This window comes from Caenimonas sp. SL110 (genome assembly GCF_001044395.1).
In the GTDB taxonomy this organism is placed as follows: Bacteria; Pseudomonadota; Gammaproteobacteria; order Burkholderiales; family Burkholderiaceae_C; genus Ramlibacter.
This window is the reverse complement of sequence record NZ_JANU01000042.1, coordinates 17,009-38,381: the sequence shown is the minus strand read 5'-3', so window position 1 is coordinate 38,381 and position 21,373 is coordinate 17,009. Positions and strand designations below refer to the sequence as shown.

At 62.5% G+C, this 21,373-nt stretch carries 22 protein-coding genes and 1 tRNA gene; 16 read left to right on the top strand and 7 right to left on the bottom strand.

Annotation, left to right across the window (positions count from 1 at the left end):
- Together recN and AQ12_RS18190 are read right to left on the bottom strand one after the other, a co-directional pair.
- On the bottom strand, nucleotides 1–1,650 hold the full coding sequence (recN, locus tag AQ12_RS18195; protein WP_048441378.1) for a DNA repair protein RecN: 1,650 nt from the start codon (nucleotides 1,648–1,650) through the stop codon (nucleotides 1–3).
- 1 nt (nucleotide 1,651) lies between these two features.
- Nucleotides 1,652–2,545: an NAD kinase gene (locus AQ12_RS18190; RefSeq protein WP_048441377.1), complete on the bottom strand. Its 894-nt coding sequence runs from the start codon at nucleotides 2,543–2,545 to the stop codon at nucleotides 1,652–1,654.
- Nucleotides 2,546–2,615: 70 nt separating this feature from the next.
- On the opposite strand from AQ12_RS18190, the gene hrcA reads away from it, so the two are divergent.
- The 3 genes from hrcA (at nucleotide 2,616) to AQ12_RS18175 (ending at nucleotide 4,618) form a co-directional block, all read left to right on the top strand.
- A complete protein-coding gene (hrcA, locus tag AQ12_RS18185) occupies nucleotides 2,616–3,617 on the top strand; it encodes a heat-inducible transcriptional repressor HrcA (protein ID WP_048441376.1) in 1,002 nt (333 codons plus the stop codon).
- 23 nt (nucleotides 3,618–3,640) lie between these two features.
- Nucleotides 3,641–3,717 (top strand) — tRNA-Ile (locus AQ12_RS18180).
- Nucleotides 3,718–3,799: 82 nt separating this feature from the next.
- The gene (locus AQ12_RS18175; protein WP_048441375.1) at nucleotides 3,800–4,618 is read left to right on the top strand and encodes an IclR family transcriptional regulator; all 819 of its coding nucleotides are present in this window, start codon (nucleotides 3,800–3,802) and stop codon (nucleotides 4,616–4,618) included.
- On the opposite strand, the gene AQ12_RS18170 is transcribed toward AQ12_RS18175, so the two are convergent.
- Both AQ12_RS18170 and AQ12_RS18165 read right to left on the bottom strand, forming a co-directional pair.
- Complete coding sequence (locus AQ12_RS18170; protein WP_048441374.1) at nucleotides 4,615–5,814, bottom strand: CaiB/BaiF CoA-transferase family protein; 1,200 nt, start codon at nucleotides 5,812–5,814, stop codon at nucleotides 4,615–4,617. The two genes, AQ12_RS18175 and AQ12_RS18170, sit on opposite strands and share 4 nt — an antisense overlap.
- A complete protein-coding gene (locus tag AQ12_RS18165; protein WP_202967516.1) occupies nucleotides 5,811–6,668 on the bottom strand; it encodes a hypothetical protein in 858 nt (285 codons plus the stop codon). The genes AQ12_RS18170 and AQ12_RS18165 overlap by 4 nt, the downstream gene beginning before the upstream one ends.
- 168 nt (nucleotides 6,669–6,836) lie before the next feature.
- On the opposite strand from AQ12_RS18165, the gene AQ12_RS18160 reads away from it, so the two are divergent.
- The 8 genes from AQ12_RS18160 (at nucleotide 6,837) to pcaF (ending at nucleotide 14,753) form a co-directional block, all read left to right on the top strand.
- Nucleotides 6,837–7,256 (top strand): VOC family protein, encoded by a 420-nt coding sequence (locus AQ12_RS18160; RefSeq protein WP_048441373.1) that lies wholly within the window; start codon nucleotides 6,837–6,839, stop codon nucleotides 7,254–7,256.
- A gap of 4 nt (nucleotides 7,257–7,260) precedes the next feature.
- Nucleotides 7,261–8,031: an SDR family NAD(P)-dependent oxidoreductase gene (locus tag AQ12_RS18155; RefSeq protein WP_048441372.1), complete on the top strand. Its 771-nt coding sequence runs from the start codon at nucleotides 7,261–7,263 to the stop codon at nucleotides 8,029–8,031.
- A gap of 69 nt (nucleotides 8,032–8,100) precedes the next feature.
- Nucleotides 8,101–9,108, top strand: coding sequence for a TRAP transporter substrate-binding protein (locus AQ12_RS18150; RefSeq protein WP_048441371.1), 1,008 nt, complete (start codon nucleotides 8,101–8,103; stop codon nucleotides 9,106–9,108).
- A 17-nt stretch (nucleotides 9,109–9,125) separates the two neighbouring features.
- A complete protein-coding gene (locus AQ12_RS18145) occupies nucleotides 9,126–11,000 on the top strand; it encodes a TRAP transporter large permease subunit (protein ID WP_048441370.1) in 1,875 nt (624 codons plus the stop codon).
- A 10-nt stretch (nucleotides 11,001–11,010) separates the two neighbouring features.
- A complete protein-coding gene (locus AQ12_RS18140) occupies nucleotides 11,011–11,931 on the top strand; it encodes an NAD-dependent epimerase/dehydratase family protein (protein ID WP_048441369.1) in 921 nt (306 codons plus the stop codon).
- Nucleotides 11,928–12,242, top strand: a complete 315-nt coding sequence (locus tag AQ12_RS18135; RefSeq protein ID WP_048441368.1) for an antibiotic biosynthesis monooxygenase — start codon at nucleotides 11,928–11,930, stop codon at nucleotides 12,240–12,242. The genes AQ12_RS18140 and AQ12_RS18135 overlap by 4 nt, the downstream gene beginning before the upstream one ends.
- Before the next feature lie 5 nt (nucleotides 12,243–12,247).
- Nucleotides 12,248–13,558: a 3-hydroxyacyl-CoA dehydrogenase gene (locus AQ12_RS18130; RefSeq protein ID WP_082151677.1), complete on the top strand. Its 1,311-nt coding sequence runs from the start codon at nucleotides 12,248–12,250 to the stop codon at nucleotides 13,556–13,558.
- Nucleotides 13,548–14,753: a 3-oxoadipyl-CoA thiolase gene (gene pcaF / locus AQ12_RS18125; RefSeq protein WP_048441367.1), complete on the top strand. Its 1,206-nt coding sequence runs from the start codon at nucleotides 13,548–13,550 to the stop codon at nucleotides 14,751–14,753. Before AQ12_RS18130 ends, pcaF begins: the two co-directional genes overlap by 11 nt.
- Nucleotides 14,754–14,759: 6 nt before the next feature.
- Here the strand turns inward: pcaF and AQ12_RS18120 are convergent, their stop codons facing one another.
- On the bottom strand, nucleotides 14,760–15,212 hold the full coding sequence (locus tag AQ12_RS18120; RefSeq protein ID WP_048441366.1) for a hypothetical protein: 453 nt from the start codon (nucleotides 15,210–15,212) through the stop codon (nucleotides 14,760–14,762).
- A gap of 67 nt (nucleotides 15,213–15,279) precedes the next feature.
- Nucleotides 15,280–16,185 (bottom strand): LysR family transcriptional regulator, encoded by a 906-nt coding sequence (locus tag AQ12_RS18115; protein WP_048441365.1) that lies wholly within the window; start codon nucleotides 16,183–16,185, stop codon nucleotides 15,280–15,282.
- A 67-nt stretch (nucleotides 16,186–16,252) separates the two neighbouring features.
- On the opposite strand from AQ12_RS18115, the gene AQ12_RS18110 reads away from it, so the two are divergent.
- The 4 genes from AQ12_RS18110 to AQ12_RS18095 are packed head-to-tail and all read left to right on the top strand — an operon-like array spanning nucleotide 16,253 to nucleotide 19,389.
- Nucleotides 16,253–16,951, top strand: a complete 699-nt coding sequence (locus AQ12_RS18110; RefSeq protein ID WP_152682849.1) for an NADPH-dependent F420 reductase — start codon at nucleotides 16,253–16,255, stop codon at nucleotides 16,949–16,951.
- A 12-nt stretch (nucleotides 16,952–16,963) separates the two neighbouring features.
- Complete coding sequence (locus AQ12_RS18105) at nucleotides 16,964–17,800, top strand: class III extradiol ring-cleavage dioxygenase (RefSeq protein ID WP_048441363.1); 837 nt, start codon at nucleotides 16,964–16,966, stop codon at nucleotides 17,798–17,800.
- A 45-nt stretch (nucleotides 17,801–17,845) separates the two neighbouring features.
- Entirely contained in the window at nucleotides 17,846–18,124 is a 279-nt protein-coding gene (locus AQ12_RS18100) for a helix-turn-helix domain-containing protein (RefSeq protein WP_048441362.1), read from the top strand.
- Nucleotides 18,124–19,389, top strand: coding sequence for a type II toxin-antitoxin system HipA family toxin (locus tag AQ12_RS18095; protein ID WP_053076793.1), 1,266 nt, complete (start codon nucleotides 18,124–18,126; stop codon nucleotides 19,387–19,389). Before AQ12_RS18100 ends, AQ12_RS18095 begins: the two co-directional genes overlap by 1 nt.
- 12 nt (nucleotides 19,390–19,401) lie before the next feature.
- Here the strand turns inward: AQ12_RS18095 and AQ12_RS18090 are convergent, their stop codons facing one another.
- A complete protein-coding gene (locus AQ12_RS18090; protein WP_053076792.1) occupies nucleotides 19,402–19,926 on the bottom strand; it encodes a hypothetical protein in 525 nt (174 codons plus the stop codon).
- Between the two features lie 171 nt (nucleotides 19,927–20,097).
- Between AQ12_RS18090 and AQ12_RS18085 the strand changes: the two genes are divergently transcribed.
- On the top strand, nucleotides 20,098–21,369 hold the full coding sequence (locus AQ12_RS18085) for a D-amino acid dehydrogenase (RefSeq protein WP_048441361.1): 1,272 nt from the start codon (nucleotides 20,098–20,100) through the stop codon (nucleotides 21,367–21,369).
- Nucleotides 21,370–21,373: the final 4 nt, after the last annotated feature.

The window sequence follows — 21,373 nt, the reverse complement described above, 5'->3', positions numbered from 1 at the left end:
CTATTCGCTGCCCGAAAGCATTTCCTTGGCGTGCGCCAGGCTGGTGCCGGACAAGCGTTCGCCGCCCAGCATCCGTGCGACTTCGGCGACCCGATGCTCACCCTGCACGGGCGCGACCTTGCTCGAAGGCCCGGCCGCATCGCTTTGCTTCGCGACCACCAGATGGTGGTCTGCACAGGCCGCGACCTGCGGCAGGTGAGTCACAGCCAGCACCTGCCTGTCGCGGCCCAGCTGCTTCATCAGCCTGCCGACTGTTTCCGCAACCGCGCCGCCGACACCCGCATCCACTTCGTCGAAGATCAAAGTCTGCGCCGTGCCCAGGCGGGACGTCGTTACCGCAATGGCCAGCGCAATGCGCGACAGCTCGCCACCCGATGCGACCTTGCCCACCGGACGCGGGGTGCTGCCCGCGTGTCCTGCCACCAGGAACGCGACCTCTTCCAGGCCGGCCATCGTGGGCTGGGGCGCTGGCTCCAGCGCGACTTCGAAGCGACCGCCCTGCATGCCCAGGCCTTGCATGGCAAGGGTCACGGCCTTGGCCAACTGAGGCGCAGCCCGCGTTCGCGCCTTGGACACGAGCCGAGCCTGCGTCAGGTACGCATCGGACTCCTTCTTCTCGACGGCTTCCAGCGCCGCCAGATCGGCTGCAGCGTCAAGTCGCGCCAGCTCTTCTTTCCACGATGCCAGAAGGCCGGGAAGCTCCGCGGGTGTCCGTTTGTAGCGGCGCGAAAGTGTCAACCAGAGCGACATGCGCTCATCGAGTTCTGCAAGGCGCTCGGGATCGAGTTCGGTCTTGCGCAGGTAAGCATTGAGCGAGTGCGCAGCATCTTCGGCCTGCGCAAGACTGGAGGCCAGCACCTGCGCCAACTCACGGAAAGCGGGCTCGACATGCTCCTGCGCCTGCAGCAGCGAAGCGGCCTGCGACAAGCTGCGTGTCGCGCCGCCTTCTTCGCCTTCGAGCAAGCCGAGGCTGCCCTGCGCCGCCTCGAGCAACGCCTGCGCATTCGCAAGCCGCGTATGGCTCGCGTTGAGCTCGTCCCATTCGCTCGCACCCGGGGCGAGCTTGTCGACTTCACCGATCTGCCATGCAAGGCGTTCACGTTCGCGCTGAAGCGAATCCTGCGCTTCGCGCGCCTCGGCCAGGGTTTTCTGTGCAGCGCGCCAACGCTGCCACGATTGCTGCAGCGCTTGCGTGGAAATGGCGGCATAGCCATCAAGCAGGCCGCGCACCGCATCGGGCCGTGTCAGGCTTTGCCATGCGTGCTGGCCGTGAATATCCACCAGCTGGTCGGCGACTTCGCGCAGCTGGGTGGCGGTTGCCGCACTGCCATTGATCCACGCACGGCTCTTGCCCTGCGCGTCGATGCTGCGCCTGACCAGCAGGCTGTCTTGCGAGTCGAACCCGGCCTCTTCGAGCCAGGCAACGAGCGACGCAGGAAGGTCGAATTCCGCCGTGATTTCGGCCCGCGCCGCGCCTTCACGCACCACGGTTGCCTCGGCGCGCGAACCCAGCGCCAGCTGGAGCGCATCGATCAGGATCGACTTGCCGGCTCCGGTCTCGCCGGTGAGCACGCTGAAGCCGCCCGACAGGTCCAGCTCCAGTTCACGCACGATGACGAAATCGCGAAGGGCAATACGCTTCAATGCCATGTCAGTGGCCTTCGTTCCAGTGGAGTTTCTTGCGAAGGGTGTCGAAATAGGTCCAGCCGCGTGGATGCAGGAATCGCACCCGGTGCTGCGAACGCCGCACGGTGATGCGATCGCCGCGCAGCAGCGACGCCAGCGACTGCATGTCGAAGTTCGCGCTGGCATCGCGGCCGGACACGAGTTCGATGGCGATCTCCGATGCGTCGGGCAGCACGATAGGCCGGTTGGAGAGGGTGTGAGGCGCGATGGGAACCAGCACCCATCCTGGTGTGGAAGGATGCAGAAGCGGTCCGCCGGCAGACAGCGCATAGGCGGTCGAGCCGGTCGGCGATGCGACGATCAGGCCGTCGGCACGCTGGTTCGCAACAAAGTGGCCGTCAACCTCGACCCGCAACTCCACCATGCCGGACGTGGCGCCCCGGTTCACGACCACATCGTTCATCGCGAGCGCATCGAACACGCAATGCCCGTCGCGCATCACGCGCGCGTGCATGAGGCTGCGGTGGTCTTCCTCGAACTCACCATGGAGCATCGGGGTGAGCGCGTTGCGAAAAAGCTCCAGCGGAATATCGGTGATGAAGCCCAGCCGCCCCTGGTTGATGCCGATCAGCGGCACACCAAAGCGCGCCAGCTGCCGACCCACGCCCAGCATGGTTCCGTCGCCGCCGACCACCAGCACCAGGTCGCAGCGCGCGCCGATGGCAGGCAAATCCAGGGCAGGGTAGCCGGTGATGCCAGAGCCGTGGGCCGTGTCGTGCTCGAAGACCACCTCGCAGCCTTGCGAGGCCAGGAAGTGCGCAATTTCTTCGAGTGCCTCGCGGGTCTGTACGCCGGCCGCGCCGGTGACCGGGGCGTTGTATTTGCCGACGATGGCGACCTGGGAAAAGTGGGATTTCACGAGCAAATTACATCATTAAAAAATGGCGTTGGCAGGCTGCTGGCTAGAATGAATCAAAAGACCCCACATCATGCTAGATGACCGTGCCAAGTTGTTGTTGAAAGCGCTGGTCGAACGCTATATCGCCGACGGCACGCCCGTGGGCTCGCGCACGCTCTCGCGCGCATCGGGGCTCGAGCTTTCGCCGGCGACCATCCGCAACGTGATGTCCGACCTGGAGGAACTCGGCCTGATCGCCAGCCCTCACACGTCGGCCGGCCGCATCCCGACGGCGCGCGGCTATCGCCTGTTTGTGGACACCATGCTGACCGCGCAGCGCGAACAGCTCGCCACGCCCAGCCTGGCTGCGGACCAGCCGCAAAAAGTCATTGCGAATGCTGCTGCGATCCTGTCGAACCTATCGCAGTTCGTGGGCGTGGTCAAAGCGCCGCGACGCACTTCGGTGTTCCGGCACATCGAATTTTTGCGTCTGTCGGACAAGCGCTACCTGGTCATCATCGTGTCGCCTGAAGGTGACGTGCAAAACCGGGTGGTGTTCACCGAAGTGGACTACACCCAGGCGCAACTGATCGAGGCGGCAAACTTCCTGAACACCAACTACGCGGGCATGGCGATCGAGCAGGTGCGCGAACGCATCAAGGGCGAAGTCGATCAGCTGCGCGGCGAAATCGGCACGCTGATGCAGACGGCGGTACAGGCCAGTTCAGAGGCGCTGAACGAAGAAGACGACGTGGTGATTTCGGGCGAACGCAACCTGCTGTCGGTGAGCGATTTTTCGAGCGACATGACGCACCTGCGTCGCGCGTTCGACCTGTTCGAGCAGAAGACGCAGATCATGCGGCTGCTCGACATCTCGGCGCAGGCCGAGGGCGTTCGCATCTACATCGGCGGTGAAAGCCAGGTCGTGCCGTTCGAGGAACTCTCGATCGTGAGCGCGCCTTACGAGGTCGATGGCAAGGTGGTGGGCACGCTCGGCGTGATCGGCCCGACCCGCATGCCGTACGAACGCATGATCCAGATCGTGGACATCACCAGCAAGCTGGTGAGCAATGCGCTGAGCCACAAGCCCTAGCCTCTTACAATCACAAGTTGCGTGGGGCGTTAGCTCAGTTGGTTAGAGCAGAGGACTCATAATCCTTTGGTCGTTGGTTCAAGTCCAACACGCCCTACCAAACGCCCGACAATTGCTGTCCAGCGCTCGACAGCTTACGTTTCGTTAGTGAAACTGATAATTCAAGGGCGTATCATTCGCGCATGAAAGAAGACATTTCCGAAACCGCCAAAGTCGCCGATGCGGAGCGACGTGCCTATTCGGCTCCTGCGCTGGAGAAGGGGCTGGACATCCTGGAAATGCTTTGCCGAAGTGAACAGCCGCTGCCGCAAAAGGAAGTTGCCCAACGCCTGGGACGCAGCGTTGGTGAGATCTATCGCATGCTCACCTGCCTGGTCGATCGAGGCTATGTGGCCCAGGTCGATGACAGCTCTTACACGGTGACGACCAAGCTGTTCGAGCTGTCCCATATCAACCCGCCGACGCATCGCCTGCTGATGGAGGCCATGCCCATCATGCAGCGACTCGCCAAGGAGTTGGACCAGTCTTGCCATCTCACCGTCTACTCGCAGGGCAGGCAGGTCGTGTTGGCGAAGATCGACACGCCAAGCGGCATGGGATTCAGCGTGCGGGCAGGCTCTGAACTGGATGTCCTGATTTCGGCCTCGGGCCGCGTGCTGCTCGCCTTCCAGGACGATGAAACCAGAATGCTGCGGATCGAGGAGGCCCTTGAGCGCCGTCCTGAGCAGCAGAATCCGCAAATCCACACCTTGCTCGATACCATCCGCACGACCGGCTTCGAGTCCATTCCCAGTGTGCAGGTGCGCGGGCTCTATGCCGTTGCATTCCCTATCCTGGACACGCGTGGCAATGCACTGGCGTCGTTGACGGTGCCTTACTCGGAGCGCATGGACCAGACGCAACGCAAGTCGATTCCGGAAGTGACGCAGGCGTTGGGCCTGGCGGCCCGTGACTTGTCCCAACGCGTCGGAGGCGCCGCTGCAACACGCGGCAAGCGCTAGCGGACGAAGGCGGCTCCTTCGGCGAGGAGTTGCTCGACTTCCTTGTCACTGTAGCCAGCTTCTGCAAGAACCGCCGCGGTTTCCCAGCCGCGTGGCTGCGATGGCGTCCTGCGGTCAGGGAAGGCGTCATCAAAACGTATCGTCGACCGGATCGCGAGCGTCTTTCCTTCCGTCGGATGATCTTCCGGGCTGAGCAGGCCCACGGCTTGCAAGTGCTCGTCGTGAGGCAGGGTCTCCAGCGTGTTGCAGGGCTGGACGGCGATGTCTGCAGCCCGAAGCACTGACAGCCACTGTGCGGTGGACCTGTGCGTGAGCGGCGCGCCGCGCAACTCGAACCATTCCTTCACGTTGCGCGCGCGCGCCGCCACGCTGTTGAATCGAGGGTCCTCGAGCAGGTCATCGCGACCGGTGACCTTGAGGAAGGCGCGAACCTGCGGGTCGGTGTTGATGGTGAATGAAATCCACCCATCGGAAGTCTGCACGGGCTTGTTGTAGGGGCTCAGAAGGCGCAGGTCGCCGGGTGGGCCGACGGGCGGGTCGAAGCTTTGTTGCGCGAGGTGCTCCTGCAACACGAAGGCTGCCATCGTCTCGAACATCGGCACCTCTATGCTGCATCCGTTGCCGTTGGTCTTGCTCTGGACGATGGCCGCCAGGATTGCGCCGGCGGCGATTTCACCCGCTACGTGATCGCAGATCAGCATGGGCACGTAGGCAGGTGCGCCATCACGGCGCAGCGCCAGACCCGCCATGCCTGTTGCGCCCTGCACAACGCTGTCGTATGTCGGCAGGCCTGCGTACGGGCCGTCCGTGCCGTAGCCCGTGATGAGGCAATACACCTTCTTGGGGTAGCGGGCTCGAACGGTCTTTGCGTCCAGGCCCAGGCGTTCGAGCGCTTGCGGACGCATGTTGGCGACGATCACATCGGCGGAATCCACGAGACGCTCCATCACCGCACGTGCGCCTGGTTTTTTCAGGTCGAGGCAAATGTTGCGCTTGCCGCGATTGAGGTGCAGGTAAGCGCCGGAATGCTGGCCCGTTGGAGACAGTCCGCCCAGGCCCCGCATCAGGTCGCCCTCGGGACTTTCCACCTTCACGATTTCTGCGCCGTACTGGCCCAGGCGCCAGGTGCAAACCGGGCCGACCACGACACTCGTGAGGTCAAGGATGCGCACGCCTTTCAAGGGTTCGAAGCTCATTGGATTTCAACCTCCATGTCGATGGCAAGTACGTTTCTGTGGTCATAGGCCTTCAGGTGCCAGGTCGGGCCTTCGGGGTCGGCGGTCATCGTGATCGGGCGGCCGCAGTAAAGCGGCGCAACGTGCCGCACGCGGATGGCACGGGGCACCAGCCCCAAGTCGCGGCGCAGGAATTCGGTGAGCAGCAGCGTTGCGAGGCCGCCATTGACGACCAGCCCGGGGAAGCCCTCGACCTGGCGCGCATGCGACCTGTCGATGTGGATCTTGTGCGAGTTGAATCCCAATGCCGAGTATTGAAAGAGCAAGGTCTCGTCCGGCACGACCGTCTCGGTTCGTGCAGCAGTGATCACATCCGATCGACCGGTGACGTCGTCCGCAGCCGCTCCCTGGCGGGCCGGCAGCAGCAGGTACGTCTGCGTCTCGTGCAGCGCGGGTTCGTCGTCACCTTCAAGCCGTAGCGAGTGGGAGATGGTTGCGATTGCCATGGGTCCTGCGGCCGTCGTCTTTCGCTTCAGGCTTTCCATCGAGCTGTGGCGCGTGAGGCTGGCACCGATCGGGATGTCCTTGAGGTAATTCGCCGTGCGGCCTCCCAGAAGGAGCCGGGGCAGTCCCAGGTCAGGCATCGGCACGCCCAGCCCCGGGAAGCCGTCGGCCCGAAGGGCAGATCGACGCGTGTCGGCGCCCAGCAGGATGAAATGCCAGCCGCGCGGCAGGGCGTCACCCCGGGTCACGCCCTCAGGGTCGAGATCAAGCATCGCGGCGACCCGGCGCACGGCAGAAACGCTGCAAGTCTCCTCCCGCTCGAACGTGGCCGGGACTCCAGGCGGCATGTCTTCGACGATAAGTTGGTTCATTAGTAAAAACAATAAATCATTGATCAAACAAGCATGGCAGGGTATACGGCAAAACGCCTAATAAGCATAGGGTTTCCCCTGATAAGATTTCATTAATGCAATCTTGACTGCACATATGAAATTGAAATATCGTCTGCCCTGTCTGAAACCCAACCGGAGACTTCACCCATGAATTTCAAGTTTCATCACATGAACCTGTGCACGGACCAGTTGCCCAGGCTCACCAAGTTCTATCAAACGCTGTTCGATCTCGGCACCATCAAAGACGAAGAGCACACGCGTGTCGATGCGAGCAGCGACCGCACCGGCTACAACGGGAAGGTTGACTTCCTGACCGACGGCGCCATCGAGTTCCACTGGGCTGAGCGCGACCTGAACACAGGCTTCAAGATGAAGCAGTTCGTCAACCCCATGTCGCGAGGACACTTTTGCTTCCGCACGGACGACATCAAGGGTTTCATGCGCAAGTGCGACGAGCTCGGCATCCGCTACTCCGACTACGGCAAGTGGGCGATCGCTGGCTGGCACCAGGTCTTCCTGCAGGATCCGGACGGCAACGTGGTCGAGATCCACCAGCCCAATTGCTGAAGCCATGCTGCTCAAGGACAAGGTTTGCGTGATTGCTGGGGCGGGCTCGCCGCGCGGCATCGGCTACGCGACGGCTCAACTCTTCGCGGAGCATGGCGCCAGGGTCGTGATGCTCGACATCGCGATCAACGACGACATCGTTGCCGGGCTGAAAGCCGCAGTCGCTGCGACTGCAGGCCCTGAAGCGGACGTGGTTGGAATTTCCTGCGACATCAGCAAGCTCGACGATTGCAAGCGCGCTGTCGATGAAATCGTCACGCGCCATGGGGCTATCGACTGCCTCGTCAACAGCGCTGGAATCGTGCGGGGCACGCCCATGCTGTCGATCGAGGAAGATGAGTACGAGCGCATCCTGACCGTGAACCTCAAGGGGACGTTCAACCTCTGCCAGGCCGTGCTTCCTGTGCTCGTGGCTCGCGGCTGCGGCTCTATCGTCAACCTGTCATCTTCCGCAGCGCAGCGCGGCGGAGGACTCGTTGGTGGCGCGCACTACGCGGCATCCAAAGGCGGCGTCATCGGGCTTACGCGAACGATCGCTCGCGAGTTCGGGCCGAAGGGCATCAGAGCCAACATCGTCTGCCCGGCCATGATCGAAACGTCCATGCTGGACGGATTGCCCGAAAACAGGCTCAGGGAAATCGTCGCTGCAGTGCCATTGCAGCGCGCCGGCCTGCCGCGCGAAGCAGCAGGAGCCTGCCTGTTTCTCGCATCCGAACTCGGTGGCTTCGTGACCGGAGCCACGATCGATGTCAACGGCGGAAGCCACATTCACTGAACCCGATCGCGCGAAAAGCGCGACCTTTTTTCAAACCAACGGCCATACCGGCCAATCCTGGAGACAACCATGATGCATCGTCGTACCGCCCTCAAGGCAATTGCAGGCACCGCAGCCGCAGCGTCCCTGCCCGGACTTGCCCTCGCACAGAACAAGATCACCATGAAGCTGGGCATTTCGCTGGCGCAGTCGCACCCGACCGTGGTCGGCTTGCAGGCCGCGTGCGCGGACATCCTGAAGGAAACGAACGGGCAGCTTGCGATTGAAGTGTTCCCCAACAGCCAGCTGGGCAGTGACACCGACATGATTTCGCAGGTTCGCTCGGGAGCCATCGACATGATGTCCACCGCCGGGGGTGTGTTCGCCACGCTGATCCCGAGCGCGGCCGTTGCCGTGACGCCTTTCGTGTTCGCTGACCTGCCGACCGCGTTCCGCGCGATGGACGGAGACCTCGGTGCACACGTGCGTGCCGGCTTCACCAAGGTCAACCTGGTTCCGGTGGGCAAGGTCTGGGACCATGGCTTTCGCCAGATCACGATGAGCACCAAGCCGATCAACGCCGTACAAGACCTGAGCGGAGTAAAGCTGCGCGTGCCTGCTACTCCGGTGCTGCAACAGACCTTCAAGGCCCTGGGCGCGTCGCCGACAACGATCGGAATTGGCGAGGCCTACACGGCACTGCAGACCAAGGTTGTGGACGGCCAGGAAAACAGCCTTGCCATCATCGAAGCGCAGCGCTTTTATGAAGTGCAGAAGTATTGTTCGCTGAGCAACCATTCGTGGGAATGCTTCTGGATCGCCGCCAACCCGAAGTCCTGGGCTGCCGTGCCGGAGAACCTTCGCCAGGTGGCTACACGTGCGTTCGAGGCTCACGCAGTCAAGACTCGCACAGCGATGGCCGCCCTCAATACGACCCTGCAAGACAGCCTCACCAAGCGCGGCATGGTCTTCAACACGGTCAATCCGGTTCCGTTCCGCGACGCATTGCAGAAGGCCGGCGCCTACAAGGAGTGGAAGGGCAAGTTCGGCGACGAAACCTGGGCACTGGTCGAGAAGTATTCCGGCAAGCTGGCCTGATCGCAAGGAGAGCGACCATGAACCAGGATCTCCAGGCTGAAGCTGTTCCCGTAACGGAGGTGGGCGCTGCGCTCATCGACCCCAAGGCGCGGTCCGCCTGGATGATCCCGGTGGAGGTCATCGCGGCGGCGTTGATCGCCGGCATCGTTGTCCTGCTGCTTGGCGGCGTCGTATCCCGCTATGTATTCGGCAAGCCGATCGACTGGGTCGATGAGACCGTGTCCATGGCGTTTATATGGGTGGCCATGATCGGGGCCGCGATTGCGATGTACCGCAACGAGCATTTGCGGCTATCGACCTTTGTTGAACGGCTGCCCCCGCGTGCACACGATTTCGTCAATGCTGTCGCCATCGTGGCGGTGGCAGTCTTCATGGCGACATTGATCGGCCCTGCAATCGATCACGCCAAAGAGGAGTGGGTGATCGAAATGCAGAGCCTGCACATTCCGAACACCTTCCGGGTCGCGGCAATCGCGGCTGGCGCGATCCTCATGCTCGCGGTGGTGGTTCTGCACGCATTGCGAACCATTCCGTTGGGCCGTCTCGCTGCTGCCATCGCCGTCGTCGGGGCAGTGGCGCTGGCCTTTTATGCCGGCACCCCGATGTTCACCGCGTTGAAAGGCGGCGCCCTTGTCGTGTTCCTCGTGGTCCTGGTCGCAGTGCTTCTCGTTGCCGGTGTACCTATCGCATTCTGCTTCGGGCTCGGCGTCATGAGCTACCTGGCATTCGCGACGACGATTCCCCTGGGGATTGTTGTGAGCCGTATGGACGAGGGCATGTCCAATCTGGTGTTGGTTTCGGTTCCTGTGTTTGTCCTTCTGGGCTGCATTCTCGACTCCACCGGCATGGGCAAGGTGATCGTCGATGTCCTCGCATCGCTGATCGGGCACATCAAGGCGGGGATGTCCTACGTTTTGCTGGGGTCCCTGTTTATCGTTTCGGGGATCTCGGGGTCCAAAGTGTCCGACATGGCCACGGTGGCGCCGGCGCTGTTTCCCGAGATGACCCGCCGTGGGAATCGACGCTCCGAGATGGTTGCACTGCTCGGAACGGGCGCCGCCATGGCCGATACCGTGCCGCCCAGTATCGTGCTCATCGTGCTTGGCTCTGTAGCGGGGCTCTCCATCGCGGGGTTGTTCCAAAGCGGATTCATCGTCGCCATGGTGCTGCTGCTGACCCTGGTTGCAGTCGCGCGCTGGAAGGCTCGCAACGAAGACACTTCCAGCGTTCGTCGCGCGCCCTGGAAGACCATCGGTCGTCTCTTCGTCATCGCGTCGCCTGCCCTGGCGCTGCCCTTCGTGATCCGCAGTGCTGTCGGCGAAGGCGTCGCAACGGCGACCGAGGTCTCGACCATCGCCGTGCTCTATGCGCTGATCGTGGGACATGTCCTGTATGGCGGGATATCACTGCGGCGGCTCTACTCGATGCTGGTGGAGACGGCTGCGCTCAGTGGTGCTGTCCTGATGATTCTTGGCACCGCCGCTGCCATGGCATGGGCCATCACGCAAAGCGGTGTCGTCCACACGCTGTCCAACTTCCTGACGAGCCTGCCCGGCGGACCCATCGCCTTCATGGCAGTTTCGATTGTGGTGTTCGTTGTGTTGGGTTGCCTGCTGGAGGGGCTTCCTGCAATTCTCCTGCTCGCACCCATCATGTTCCCCATAGCAAAGAAGCTCGGCATTCATGACATCCAGTACGCCATGGTTGTGGTCTCTGCCATGAACATCGGCCTGATGCTTCCGCCAGTGGGTGTGGGCTTTTATGTGGCCTGTCGAATAGGAGAAGGCAAGCCGGATGAAGTGATGCGCGCAATATGGCCGTACATCGCGGCACTGCTCATCGGGGTGGTCATCATTGCAGCCGTTCCCGCTATCTCGACTTTCGCACTTTGATGGGTTTCCTATGCACGTGTTCTTGACTGGCGCAGGCGGATACATCGGCGGGACAGTGGCCGCGCGCCTGATTGCGCAGGGGCATCGCGTCAGCGGTCTGGTGCGGGACCCGGTGAAGGCCAGGCTCGTGCAAGGCCAGGGCATCGTTCCCGTGCTGGGTGACCTGGACGATCTCGAGCTTCTCGCGCGCCACGTGCGTGAAGCGGATGCCACGATGAACACCGCGAGTGCCGACCACGCAACTTCTGCGCTTGCAATGATTCAAGCGCTTGCCGGTAGCGGCAAGGCATTCATCCACACAAGCGGCTCGAGCGTGATTGGCGACGATGCGAGAGGACTGCGCGTCTCGGACCAGGTATTCGACGAAGAAACGCCGTTCGCCGTGGAGCCCCTGAAGGCTGCGCGGCATCGACTCAACCTCTCGATCCTGGCCGCTGCCGATCAGAACGTGCGTTCGGTCGTGATCTGCCCTTCGCTGATCTATGGCGAGGGCGATGGACTGCAGCGCGACAGCATCCAGATCCCGTTTCTCGTGCGGCAGGCGCGTGCGTCGGGCGTCGCGCGTGTGGTCGGCAACGGCTCGAACCGATGGTCAACCGTTCACATCGCGGATCTGGCGCAACTGTATTTGGCCGCCCTTGATCGGGCGCCCGCAGGAGCTTTCTTTTTTGCGGAGAACGGGGAGTCATCCTTCGCTGAGATCGGCCAGGCCATTGCGTTCCGGCTGGGTCTGGGTCCGGTCCAATCGTGGCCGGCAGAAGACGCGGCGGCGCAGTGGGGCGAGGCCAAGGCGTACTACACGTTTGGCAGCAACAGTCGCGTGCGGGCAGTGCGCGCCAGACGCGAACTGGAATGGAACCCCCGTCACGAGTCCGCAGTCGCGTGGATCCGCGACGAAATGAAACTTGCACCCGAGGAACAAGAGAGATGATTCTTGAGATTGCCGACATTCGCATCAAACCAGGCAGCGAAGCAGCGTTCGAAGAGGCCGTCCGCCGTGGATTGGACACCGTGCTCGCGAAAGCTCCGGGCTTCAGGAGCTACACAGTCCAGAGGTGCGTGGAGTCGCCGGGGCGTTATGTATTGCTGATCGAGTGGGAGACGCTGGAGGCTCATACGGTTGGGTTCCGCGAGTCCGCTGCCCATGCGCAGTGGCGTGCGATCGTCGGCCCGTTCTTTGAGAAGCCGCCGTTCGTCGAGCACTTCGAGCAGATGGCCGCGATGAGCCGGTCGGGCAGTTGAGAGCCATGACAGAACCCTCGCACATCGGTCAGGTACCTGATGTCCTTGAGTATCTGGCGCAGGCCCAGCGTGAAGCCGTCGTGCCGCCCTTGCGGCTGCGTGTCGCGCCACGCGCGGTCGGCACGGTGGCGATCATCGGTGCAGGGACCATGGGGTCGGGCATCGCCATTGCTGCACTCACTGCGGAATTTGACTTGATCTTGCTGGAGCAGGACGAGGCAGCGCTTGCCAAAGGCGTGGCGCGGATCACCGATCATTTTCGGGGCCGGGTCGCTGCGGGCAAACTCGACGCAACCTCGGCGGGCAAGGCAATCGCGCGACTGTCTTTCACCACCGACTGGGCCGAACTTGCACGCGCCGACCTGGTCATCGAAGCGGTCTTTGAAGACCTGGCGGTCAAGCAGCAGGTCTTCCGGCGCATCGACGAACACGCGCGTGCCCATGCCGTTCTCGCGACCAACACGTCCTATCTCGACGTCGATGCGATCGCCTCGGCAACGTCACGACCGCAGGATGTGTTGGGCTTGCACTTCTTCAGTCCGGCACACGTCATGAAGTTGCTGGAGGTCGTGCAGGGCAAGGCGACATCGGCAGACGTCCTGGCGACGGGAATGGCCTTCGGTGTCGCCATAGGAAAGTCACCGGTGCTGACTGGCAATGCATTCGGATTCATCGGCAATCGGATATACAACGCGTACCGACGTCAGTGCGAGTTCATGCTGGAGGATGGCGCGTGGCCAGAAGACGTCGATTCAGCGCTGACAGACTTCGGCTTCGCGATGGGACCGTTTGCCGTGGCTGACTTGTCCGGCCTGGACATTGCATGGCGAATGCGCAAGGCACAAGCGGCGACACGTGACGCCCGCGAGCGTTATGTTGGCATCCTCGATGAACTGTGTGAACTCGGTCGGCTGGGCCGCAAGAGCGCAGCCGGCTATTACGCGTACCCCGATGGCAAGCGCGAGCAGTCCACTGATCCGATTGTTCGTGAAGTGATTGCGCGTAGCAGCGCCGCCAGGGGGATCACGCGCCGCCATCTAACGCCGGCTGAGATTTGTGATCGCGCGCTGTTCGCCATGGTCAATGAAGCCGCGCTCCTGATGGCTGAGGGCGTCGCAGCCCGTCCTGGTGACATCGATGTCGTGATGACGCAGGGCTATGGCTTTCCGCGCGGACGCGGCGGCCCTGTGTACTGGGCGCGCCAACTGTCGGCAGACCAGATTTCGCAAGGTCTTGCCGGACTGGCGCGGCATGTCGGGCACGGCTTTGTCAGCGGCGACATTGCGCTCCTATTGAAAGACAGAAATGACTCGTGAAGCCTTTATCTGCGATGCGCTGAGGACCCCATTCGGTCGATACGGTGGGGCCTTGTCGTCTGTTCGAGCGGACGATCTCGGCGCGGTGCCATTGAGGGCCCTGATGGCGCGCAATCAGTCAGTGGACTGGGAATCGATCACCGACGTGATCTACGGATGTGCGAACCAGAGCGGTGAAGACAATCGCAATGTCGCGCGCATGTCTGCGCTGCTTGCCGGCTTGCCAGTCGCAGTGCCCGGTTCGACAGTCAATCGGCTTTGCGGATCGGGGCTTGACGCCCTGGGCACCGCGGCCCGTGCAATCAAGGCAGGCGAGGCCTCGCTGATGATTGCTGGCGGTGTCGAGAGCATGAGCCGCGCACCGTTCGTGATGCCCAAGGCAGAGAATGCTTTCTCACGCAACAGCGCTGTGTACGACACCACCATCGGTTGGCGCTTCGTCAACCAGCTGATGCGACAGATGCATGGTGTTGACTCCATGCCGGAGACGGCGGAGAACGTTGCCACCGACCACGGCATCGAGCGCGAGGCACAAGACCGCATGGCGCTCGCCTCACAGCTGAAGGCGGTCGCGGCGCAGAAAGCCGGGTTCTTCGATGGCGAGATCACGCCTGTCTTCATTCCGCAGAAAAAGGGCGATGCGATTGTCGTCACCAAAGATGAGCACCCGCGTGAGACGTCACTGGAAGCGCTTGCGAAACTCAAAGGCGTCGTCCGGCCCGAGGGGACCGTCACCGCGGGTAATGCGAGCGGCGTGAACGACGGCGCGTGCGCGCTGATCCTCGCCGACGAAGCCACGGCCGCGAGGAATGGCCTGAACCCCCGGGCCCGAGTGGTTGGAATGGCTACCGCTGGGGTGCCTCCCCGGATCATGGGTATGGGGCCGGCACCGGCTACGCAGAAGGTCCTCGCGCTCACGGGCTTGCGTCTTGAAGACCTCGAGGTGATAGAGCTCAACGAAGCATTCGCTGCACAGGGGCTCGCCGTGCTTCGGGCACTGGGGCTGATGGACGATGACCCGCGAGTTAATCCAAACGGTGGGGCAATTGCATTGGGCCACCCGTTGGGCGCCTCGGGTGCGCGATTGGCAATCACTGCAGTGAATCAGCTTCAACGCACTGGTGGTCGTTATGCGCTTTGCACCATGTGCATCGGGGTGGGACAGGGCATCGCTGTCATTCTCGAACGTGTGTGAGCGTCTCTAAGTGAGCTTGTCGCGCAGCCAGACTCGCTCCAGCTTCGCGTGGTGCGCAAGCTCACGCAGCAGCACGAGGGCGGCCACCGTGTCCCTGTGGGCTTCCAGGCGCGCTGCCAGATGCGGTCTTGCGGTCATGAAATCCAGCTGTAGAAATAGCGTTTCCAGCTGCGCGGAGTCCCACTGCCGACTGTCGCTCGAGAACACGTCCTGCAAACCGGCGTCGAGGTCACCAGCCGCATCGATCACTTCCAGATCGGCGCCGCGAAGTTCACCGGCGTGCGGCATCAACCAGTCTTCGGCATGTTCGATGGCAGCTTCCAGCGCCGCCTGATCGACCGGACGACCTCCCGGCAAGACGGCGCGCGCGCCGCCAGCAAGAACAGCAAGGTCAACCCAGGCGCCCTCGTGCAAGCGCGCCAGTCGGTATGAGCCATCGATGATGAGCCGGGCCTGCATGCGGGTCACCTCTCCAGCACGACTGTGGGCATGGGGATTCCTTTCAAAGCGCCATTCTCGCTGCACACTACCCCAGCCTTTGCCAGTGCGCGTCGGCAAGTTTCGCGGACAAAAAATCCAGTAGCGCGCGCACCTTCGGAAGCACGAACTTGCGTGTCGGGTAGATCGCGTAGATGCCCAGCTCTATGGACCTGTACTCGGGCAGCACCTCGACGAGCTGCCCGGTCGCGAGCTCTTGCGCAAGCAGGAACGTCGGTTGAAGCACGAGCCCCGTGCCGCCCACGGCGGCGCCGATACAGGTGTCGCCGTTGTTCGTCCACACGCGAGGTTTGACCTTGACCGTCACGGGGCCGTCAGGCCCTGCGAACTGCCATTGATCTCCGATGGCCAGCAGGCTGTACGCGACCACCTCGTGTTGGGCCAGCTCTGAAGGGTGAAGTGGCGAGCCTCGGCGCGCAAGATAGGCAGGAGACGCGCACAGCACCAGCCGCGTCGAGGCAAGCTGGCGCGACACCAGCGACGAATCGGGCAGGCGCGCGATTCGCACTGCCAGGTCGAAGCCTTCGTCGACGAGATCGATGACCCGGTCCGCCAGTTGCACATCCAGGGAGACCCGCGGGTGCAGTTCGAGAAATTCGCTCCACAGGGGAGCCAGATGCTTGACGCCAAAACTGACAGGCACACTGACTTTGAGAAGGCCGCTGGCCCTGTCACTGTGTGTCGTGATTTCTGCCTCCGACGCTTCGATGCTGGCGAGGATCTCGCGGCATCGTGCGAGGAAAACCTCGCCTTCCGGCGTCAGCGAGAGCTTGCGCGTCGTGCGGTGCATGAGGCGCACGCCCAGACGCTGTTCAAGTTCGGAAACAAAGCGCGATACGGCGGCTTTCGACATGGCCAGGCTGTCGGCGGCTGAGACGAAGCTGCCCGAATCAGCCACCGCTGTGAACACCCGCATTTCCTGGAATTTGTCCATGACCGCTGTCCTTTTATCAATTGGACTGATTTTAGGAACAATGCGTCTCTGATATGGCTATTTATCTATGGAATACGGCGCAATAAAGTACCTTCATGCCCTGCAGACGTGGGGTCAACACTCCCGAAAGGACAGGCAAATGAAGGTTCTCGTTATTGGCGCCGGCAACATGGGCTCCGGCTTCGTCAAGCAACTCACGGCAGCAGGCCACCAGGTCACGGTCACAGCACGCGAGCAGGAAAAGGCTCAGGCGGTCGCGCAGCAATTCGGAGCAAAAGCGGCTCCCGCTGCCGGTGCCGCCAAAGACGTCGACGCAATCGTTGTGGCGACGCCCTACGGCGAATCTGCCAACGCGCTACTGGGCGTTGGTGACCTCGCAGGCAAGGTGGTGATCGACATCAGCAATCCGCTGACACCCGATTACATGGGCTTGACCCTGGGTCACACCACCTCCGCCGCAGAAGAAATCGCCAAGGCAGTTCCCGGCGCAGAAGTCGTGAAAGGTTTCAACACGGTCTTCGCGCAAGTGCTCGGCGCAGGTTCGGATCTTGGCGGCCAGAAAGTCACGGTCTTCCTTGCGAGTGACAGCGAGCGCGCCAAGCAGACGGCGCGCGTGCTGGCCGACAGCATGGGCTTCGTGGTGGTGGATGCGGGCGCCCTGAAGAACGCGCGCTATCTCGAGCCGCTGGGCGGTCTGAACGTGTATTTCGGTTACGGCGCCGGCCAGGGAACAAGCATCGCGCCGACGTGGGTTCATCAGAACTGAAAGGAATCACCAATGACCGCGCTGCCGTCAATCTTTGTCTCGCATGGGGCGCCGACGTTTGCCATCGAGCCGGGGCTGGCCGGGGCGCAACTGCGCGCCCTGGGTCGCAGCCTGGAAAAGCCCAGGGCAGTTCTGGTTGTCTCTCCTCACTGGATGACTCGCCGCGTGCAGGTCACAGCGAGCGAGCGCCCGGAAACCATCCACGACTTTGGCGGCTTCCCGCGCGAGCTGTACGCCATCGATTACCCCGCGCCAGGTGCGCCTGAAGTTGCGGTGCGCGCGGTTGAATTGCTGCAGTCAAGCGGCATCCCCGCCGAACTGGATTTGCATCGGGGCCTGGACCACGGGGCGTGGGTTCCACTCGTGCATATGTATCCGCAAGCGGATGTTCCGGTGCTGCAGGTCTCCATCCCTTCCGACACCGACGAAGGCGCGGCGTTCGAGCTTGGACGCGCGCTCGCGCCGCTTGCTCAAGAGGGGGTGCTGATCATCGGTTCAGGCAGCCTCACGCATAACCTGTACGAGTTCCGGATGGGCGACGCGCACGAAGCCGCGTATGCGCGCGAGTTCTCGAAGTGGGTTCGGCAAGCCGTGCTCGCAGGTGACACCGGGCAGCTCGTGCAGACAATGCAGCGCGCACCGCATGCAGCACGCGCCCATCCGACGACGGAGCACTTCCTGCCGTTGCTGGTAGCGGCGGGTGCGGCTACCCGGCCCACACCGGCTTCAGTGCTCGATGGCGGAATCCGTCATGGCGTGCTTGCGATGGAGTCGTATGTGTTCGGCCAAAGCGTGGAGTTGCAACTTGAGGAGAACGCGCCGGCCGCAGTTGCAAAAATTGATATTTAAATCAATAATTTGAACTTATGTCCAATATTTTGACGTAAATATCAATTGCAAACCATTCGGGAACTTGGCGAAGCCGTCGCCGCACGCCGCAAATTGCTCCATTTGAAGCAAGGCGATGTGGCCGCGCGCGCAGGCATCACGGCGGAATCCCTCTCGCGATTCGAGCGTGGACGGGCGGCTGAATTCGGCTCGCGGAAATTGCTCGCCGTGCTGGCGGTGCTCGATTCTGAACTTGAGGTGGTCGCGCAGGGGCAAAGCGGCAATCTCGATGAACTGCGCCGCGAGCGCGCGCAATCGGGTGCAGCACCACAGGACAAGTCCTGATGCAACTGGCTGTCTACGTCCTGGGCCGCGAAGTGGCAACGCTGGAGCAATCGGGCGACTTCAAGAGCGTGCTCACCTATCACCCCCGCGTCGCTGCTGACGACTTCGTGTCGCTCACCATGCCCGTGCGCAGCGAAAGCTATGTGTGGGACGACCAGCTGCCGCCGGTGTTGCAGATGAACCTGCCGGAAGGCTACCTGCTTCAGGTACTGCAGGAGCAGTTCGGCCCGCACGTCGGCGCCAGTCCGATCGCCTTGCTTTCGGTGATCGGGCGCAACATGGTGGGCCGCGTCCAAGTGGCGGCCCCGGGCGCCGAGTTGAACGAGCCCCCCCAGTTGTTTGAAATCGCGTCCCTCATCAAAGGCGACAACTCCGAAGCCGCTTTTGCGGCTCTGGTGCGTGAGCACGCCGCCAGTGGTGTCTCGGGCGTGGTGCCCAAGTTCCTGGATGCGCAGGCGGAAGCGGTGATGCAATTGGCTACCCACAAAAAGGCCAGCATCATCACGCGCCGCCACATCATCAAAGGCTCCAGCGCGCGACTTCCATTCATTGCCTTGAACGAGCACCTGTGCATGAAGGTCGCAAGCCGCGTGTTGCCCACGGCACGCACCGAGGTTTCGGATGATGGGCAGGCACTGGTAGTCCATCGTTTTGACGTTGACGATAACGGCCAGGCCCATTGGGGCATGGAAGATTTTTGCAGCCTTCTGGGTTTGCGGCCGGCTGCGAAATACGACACGACATGGGAGCGGATAGCCAAAGCCGTTCGTGATCACGTGCCGGGCGCGCGACGCCTGGAGACACAGCGGCAACTCGCAATGACACTGTTGCTTGGCTACGCGCTACGCAATGCCGACTGCCACGCCAAGAATCTGGCATTGCTCTACACCAGCCGCGCCGATGTGCACCTGTCGCCGGTCTACGACATGCTCACAACCAATGTGTACGAAGGCCTGCAACACAACCCGCCTGCAATCGGCTTCATGGGCAAGAAGACATGGACGCCGGGCAAGACCTTGCTGACATTCATGACCTCTCACCTGGGCATCCAGCCCAGGGAGCAGTTGCTGATGGTGCAAGCCATCTGTGATGCGGTGGCAGATGTCGCCCCGCTCGTGCGCCGCGCGATGGTCGATCACGCTGGCTTTGACGACATTGGCAAGCGCATGCTGGTGGCCTGGTCGCAGGGCGTGCAAGGACTTCGTGATCAGCGCGTGTACGCGATGGGCGACTGGGTCTCTGGCTCAGTCCTCCAGAACCCGTAGCACGCAGCGACCCTACCGATCGTCCCGCGGCAATGGCGCAATGTCGGTTGCGTAAGTGCGCTTTTCAACCGTGCGCTCCTGGACGCCGACCGGCGGGCGCGTGCTGCCCGGCTCGCTCAGCGACGAACCACCGTGGCGCGCGCCGAATCCATCGGCCCGTTCGTGCACGTTCCAGTACACGCCACTGACCTCGATCAGCCCGCCCGATCCAGCCAGTTTGGCAATGGCCTTGCCGATTTGCTGCAGGTTGGCGGTTGCTGCACGCGGGTCATCCAGAAACTCCCGAGCCAGGGTGATCATGACCGCGTAGGCGTGCCCGCGCTTGTCGATGGGCGTGACGCGAAACCGGTAGCAGTGCGGCGCGATGTCGAAGCTGTCCATGCCGTGTCGGATCGCCTCGAAAAGCATCTCGCGGCGGTAGGCCATGCGCTCGTCCAGATTCATCTTCTGCGGACGCGTCCGGCCCGAATCGTCCAGATCGGACGCGCTGTTGGTTGCCTCGGACTTGCGGGCAAAAAGTGATTTCAGGATGGACATGGGCTATGGCAGTCGTACCACCAGATTTTCGGTCACATCGACCCCCTCTTTGAATGACCGGGGTCAAGTACCTACGTCTTATGGCGGCAGCCCGTCCCGGCCGGCTTCGCGTTGTCCTACGACGTGCGCACTGGCTTTTCGTCGTGCGGGTTCGCTGGTAGCCTCGCGCGAATGAAGATTCTGGTTCTGGGCAGCGGCGTCATCGGCACGACAGCCGCGTATTACCTCGCACGTGCCGGCCACGAGGTGACGGTGATTGACCGTCAATCCGGCCCCGCGCTCGAAACCAGCTTCGCCAACGCGGGCGAGGTGTCGCCGGGCTATTCGGCGCCGTGGGCCGGGCCGGGTGTGCCGGCCAAGGCCATCAAGTGGATGCTGATGCATCACAGCCCGCTGGTGATCTGGCCAATGCTCGATTGGGCGATGTGGCGTTGGGGCCTGGCGATGCTGCGCAACTGCACCGAGGCGCGATACAAGGTCAACAAGGCGCGCATGGTCCGGCTCGCCGAATACAGCCGCGACTGCCTGCGCAACCTGCGCGCTGAGACCGGCATTGCGTATGACGAGCGCAGCCAGGGCACGCTGCAACTGTTTCGCACCCAAAAGCAGCTTGACGGCACCGCCAAGGACATCGAAATCCTGCAGCAGTACGGCGTGCCGTGGCAACTGCTGGACCAGGGCGGTTACCTGCAATACGAGCCGGCGCTCGCACTGGTCAAGGAGAAGTTCGTCGGCGCACTGCGGCTGCCGGGCGATGAAACGGGCGACTGCTTCATCTTCACCCAGAAGCTCGCGAAGATGGCCGAGGCCCTCGGGGTTCAATTCAAGTGGGGCGTGACGATCAGCTCGCTTCGCAAGGAGGGCTCGGCAATCACCGGCGTTGAAACCGACACCGGTTTGTTGCAGGCCGATCGGTACGTTGTGGCGCTTGGCAGCTATTCGCCGCTGCTGCTGCGTCCGGTGGGCGTGGATATTCCGGTCTATCCCGTCAAGGGCTACTCCATCACCTTGCCGGTCGACGACGCGGCCTGTGCACCCGAGTCCACCATCATGGACGAGACGCATAAAGTCGCTGTCACGCGCCTGGGCGACCGCATCCGGGTGGGCGGTACTGCTGAGCTGGCCGGCTACAGCCTCAACCTGCGCGAGCCGCGCCGCGATACGCTGAACCATGTCGTCACCGACCTGTTTCCTCGTGCAGGCGATGTGGGTAAAGCCAGTTTCTGGTGCGGGCTGCGTCCCATGACGCCCGATGGCACACCGGTGATCGGCCCGACGCACCTGGACAGGCTCTGGCTATCCACGGGTCACGGAACGCTTGGATGGACCATGGCTGCCGGCAGCGGCAAGCTGCTCGCGGACTGGATGGATGAGGGAATGCCTGGGGGAAAACCCGAAATCGACACCGAGGGTTTGTCGGCCGAAAGATACAGGCCTGCGTGAAATT

What these genes read in the sequence shown, in the direction of transcription:
- recN (WP_048441378.1), bottom strand. Translation starts at nt 1,650, where the DNA reads ATGGCATTGAAGCGTATTGCCCTTCGCGATTTCGTCATCGTGCGTGAA.
- hrcA (WP_048441376.1), top strand. Translation starts at nt 2,616, where the DNA reads ATGCTAGATGACCGTGCCAAGTTGTTGTTGAAAGCGCTGGTCGAACGC.
- AQ12_RS18175 (WP_048441375.1), top strand. Translation starts at nt 3,800, where the DNA reads ATGAAAGAAGACATTTCCGAAACCGCCAAAGTCGCCGATGCGGAGCGA.
- AQ12_RS18170 (WP_048441374.1), bottom strand. Translation starts at nt 5,814, where the DNA reads ATGAGCTTCGAACCCTTGAAAGGCGTGCGCATCCTTGACCTCACGAGT.
- AQ12_RS18165 (WP_202967516.1), bottom strand. Translation starts at nt 6,668, where the DNA reads ATGAACCAACTTATCGTCGAAGACATGCCGCCTGGAGTCCCGGCCACG.
- AQ12_RS18160 (WP_048441373.1), top strand. Translation starts at nt 6,837, where the DNA reads ATGAATTTCAAGTTTCATCACATGAACCTGTGCACGGACCAGTTGCCC.
- AQ12_RS18155 (WP_048441372.1), top strand. Translation starts at nt 7,261, where the DNA reads ATGCTGCTCAAGGACAAGGTTTGCGTGATTGCTGGGGCGGGCTCGCCG.
- AQ12_RS18150 (WP_048441371.1), top strand. Translation starts at nt 8,101, where the DNA reads ATGATGCATCGTCGTACCGCCCTCAAGGCAATTGCAGGCACCGCAGCC.
- AQ12_RS18145 (WP_048441370.1), top strand. Translation starts at nt 9,126, where the DNA reads ATGAACCAGGATCTCCAGGCTGAAGCTGTTCCCGTAACGGAGGTGGGC.
- AQ12_RS18140 (WP_048441369.1), top strand. Translation starts at nt 11,011, where the DNA reads ATGCACGTGTTCTTGACTGGCGCAGGCGGATACATCGGCGGGACAGTG.
- AQ12_RS18135 (WP_048441368.1), top strand. Translation starts at nt 11,928, where the DNA reads ATGATTCTTGAGATTGCCGACATTCGCATCAAACCAGGCAGCGAAGCA.
- AQ12_RS18130 (WP_082151677.1), top strand. Translation starts at nt 12,248, where the DNA reads ATGACAGAACCCTCGCACATCGGTCAGGTACCTGATGTCCTTGAGTAT.
- pcaF (WP_048441367.1), top strand. Translation starts at nt 13,548, where the DNA reads ATGACTCGTGAAGCCTTTATCTGCGATGCGCTGAGGACCCCATTCGGT.
- AQ12_RS18120 (WP_048441366.1), bottom strand. Translation starts at nt 15,212, where the DNA reads ATGCAGGCCCGGCTCATCATCGATGGCTCATACCGACTGGCGCGCTTG.
- AQ12_RS18115 (WP_048441365.1), bottom strand. Translation starts at nt 16,185, where the DNA reads ATGGACAAATTCCAGGAAATGCGGGTGTTCACAGCGGTGGCTGATTCG.
- AQ12_RS18110 (WP_152682849.1), top strand. Translation starts at nt 16,253, where the DNA reads ATGGAATACGGCGCAATAAAGTACCTTCATGCCCTGCAGACGTGGGGT.
- AQ12_RS18105 (WP_048441363.1), top strand. Translation starts at nt 16,964, where the DNA reads ATGACCGCGCTGCCGTCAATCTTTGTCTCGCATGGGGCGCCGACGTTT.
- AQ12_RS18095 (WP_053076793.1), top strand. Translation starts at nt 18,124, where the DNA reads ATGCAACTGGCTGTCTACGTCCTGGGCCGCGAAGTGGCAACGCTGGAG.
- AQ12_RS18090 (WP_053076792.1), bottom strand. Translation starts at nt 19,926, where the DNA reads ATGTCCATCCTGAAATCACTTTTTGCCCGCAAGTCCGAGGCAACCAAC.
- AQ12_RS18085 (WP_048441361.1), top strand. Translation starts at nt 20,098, where the DNA reads ATGAAGATTCTGGTTCTGGGCAGCGGCGTCATCGGCACGACAGCCGCG.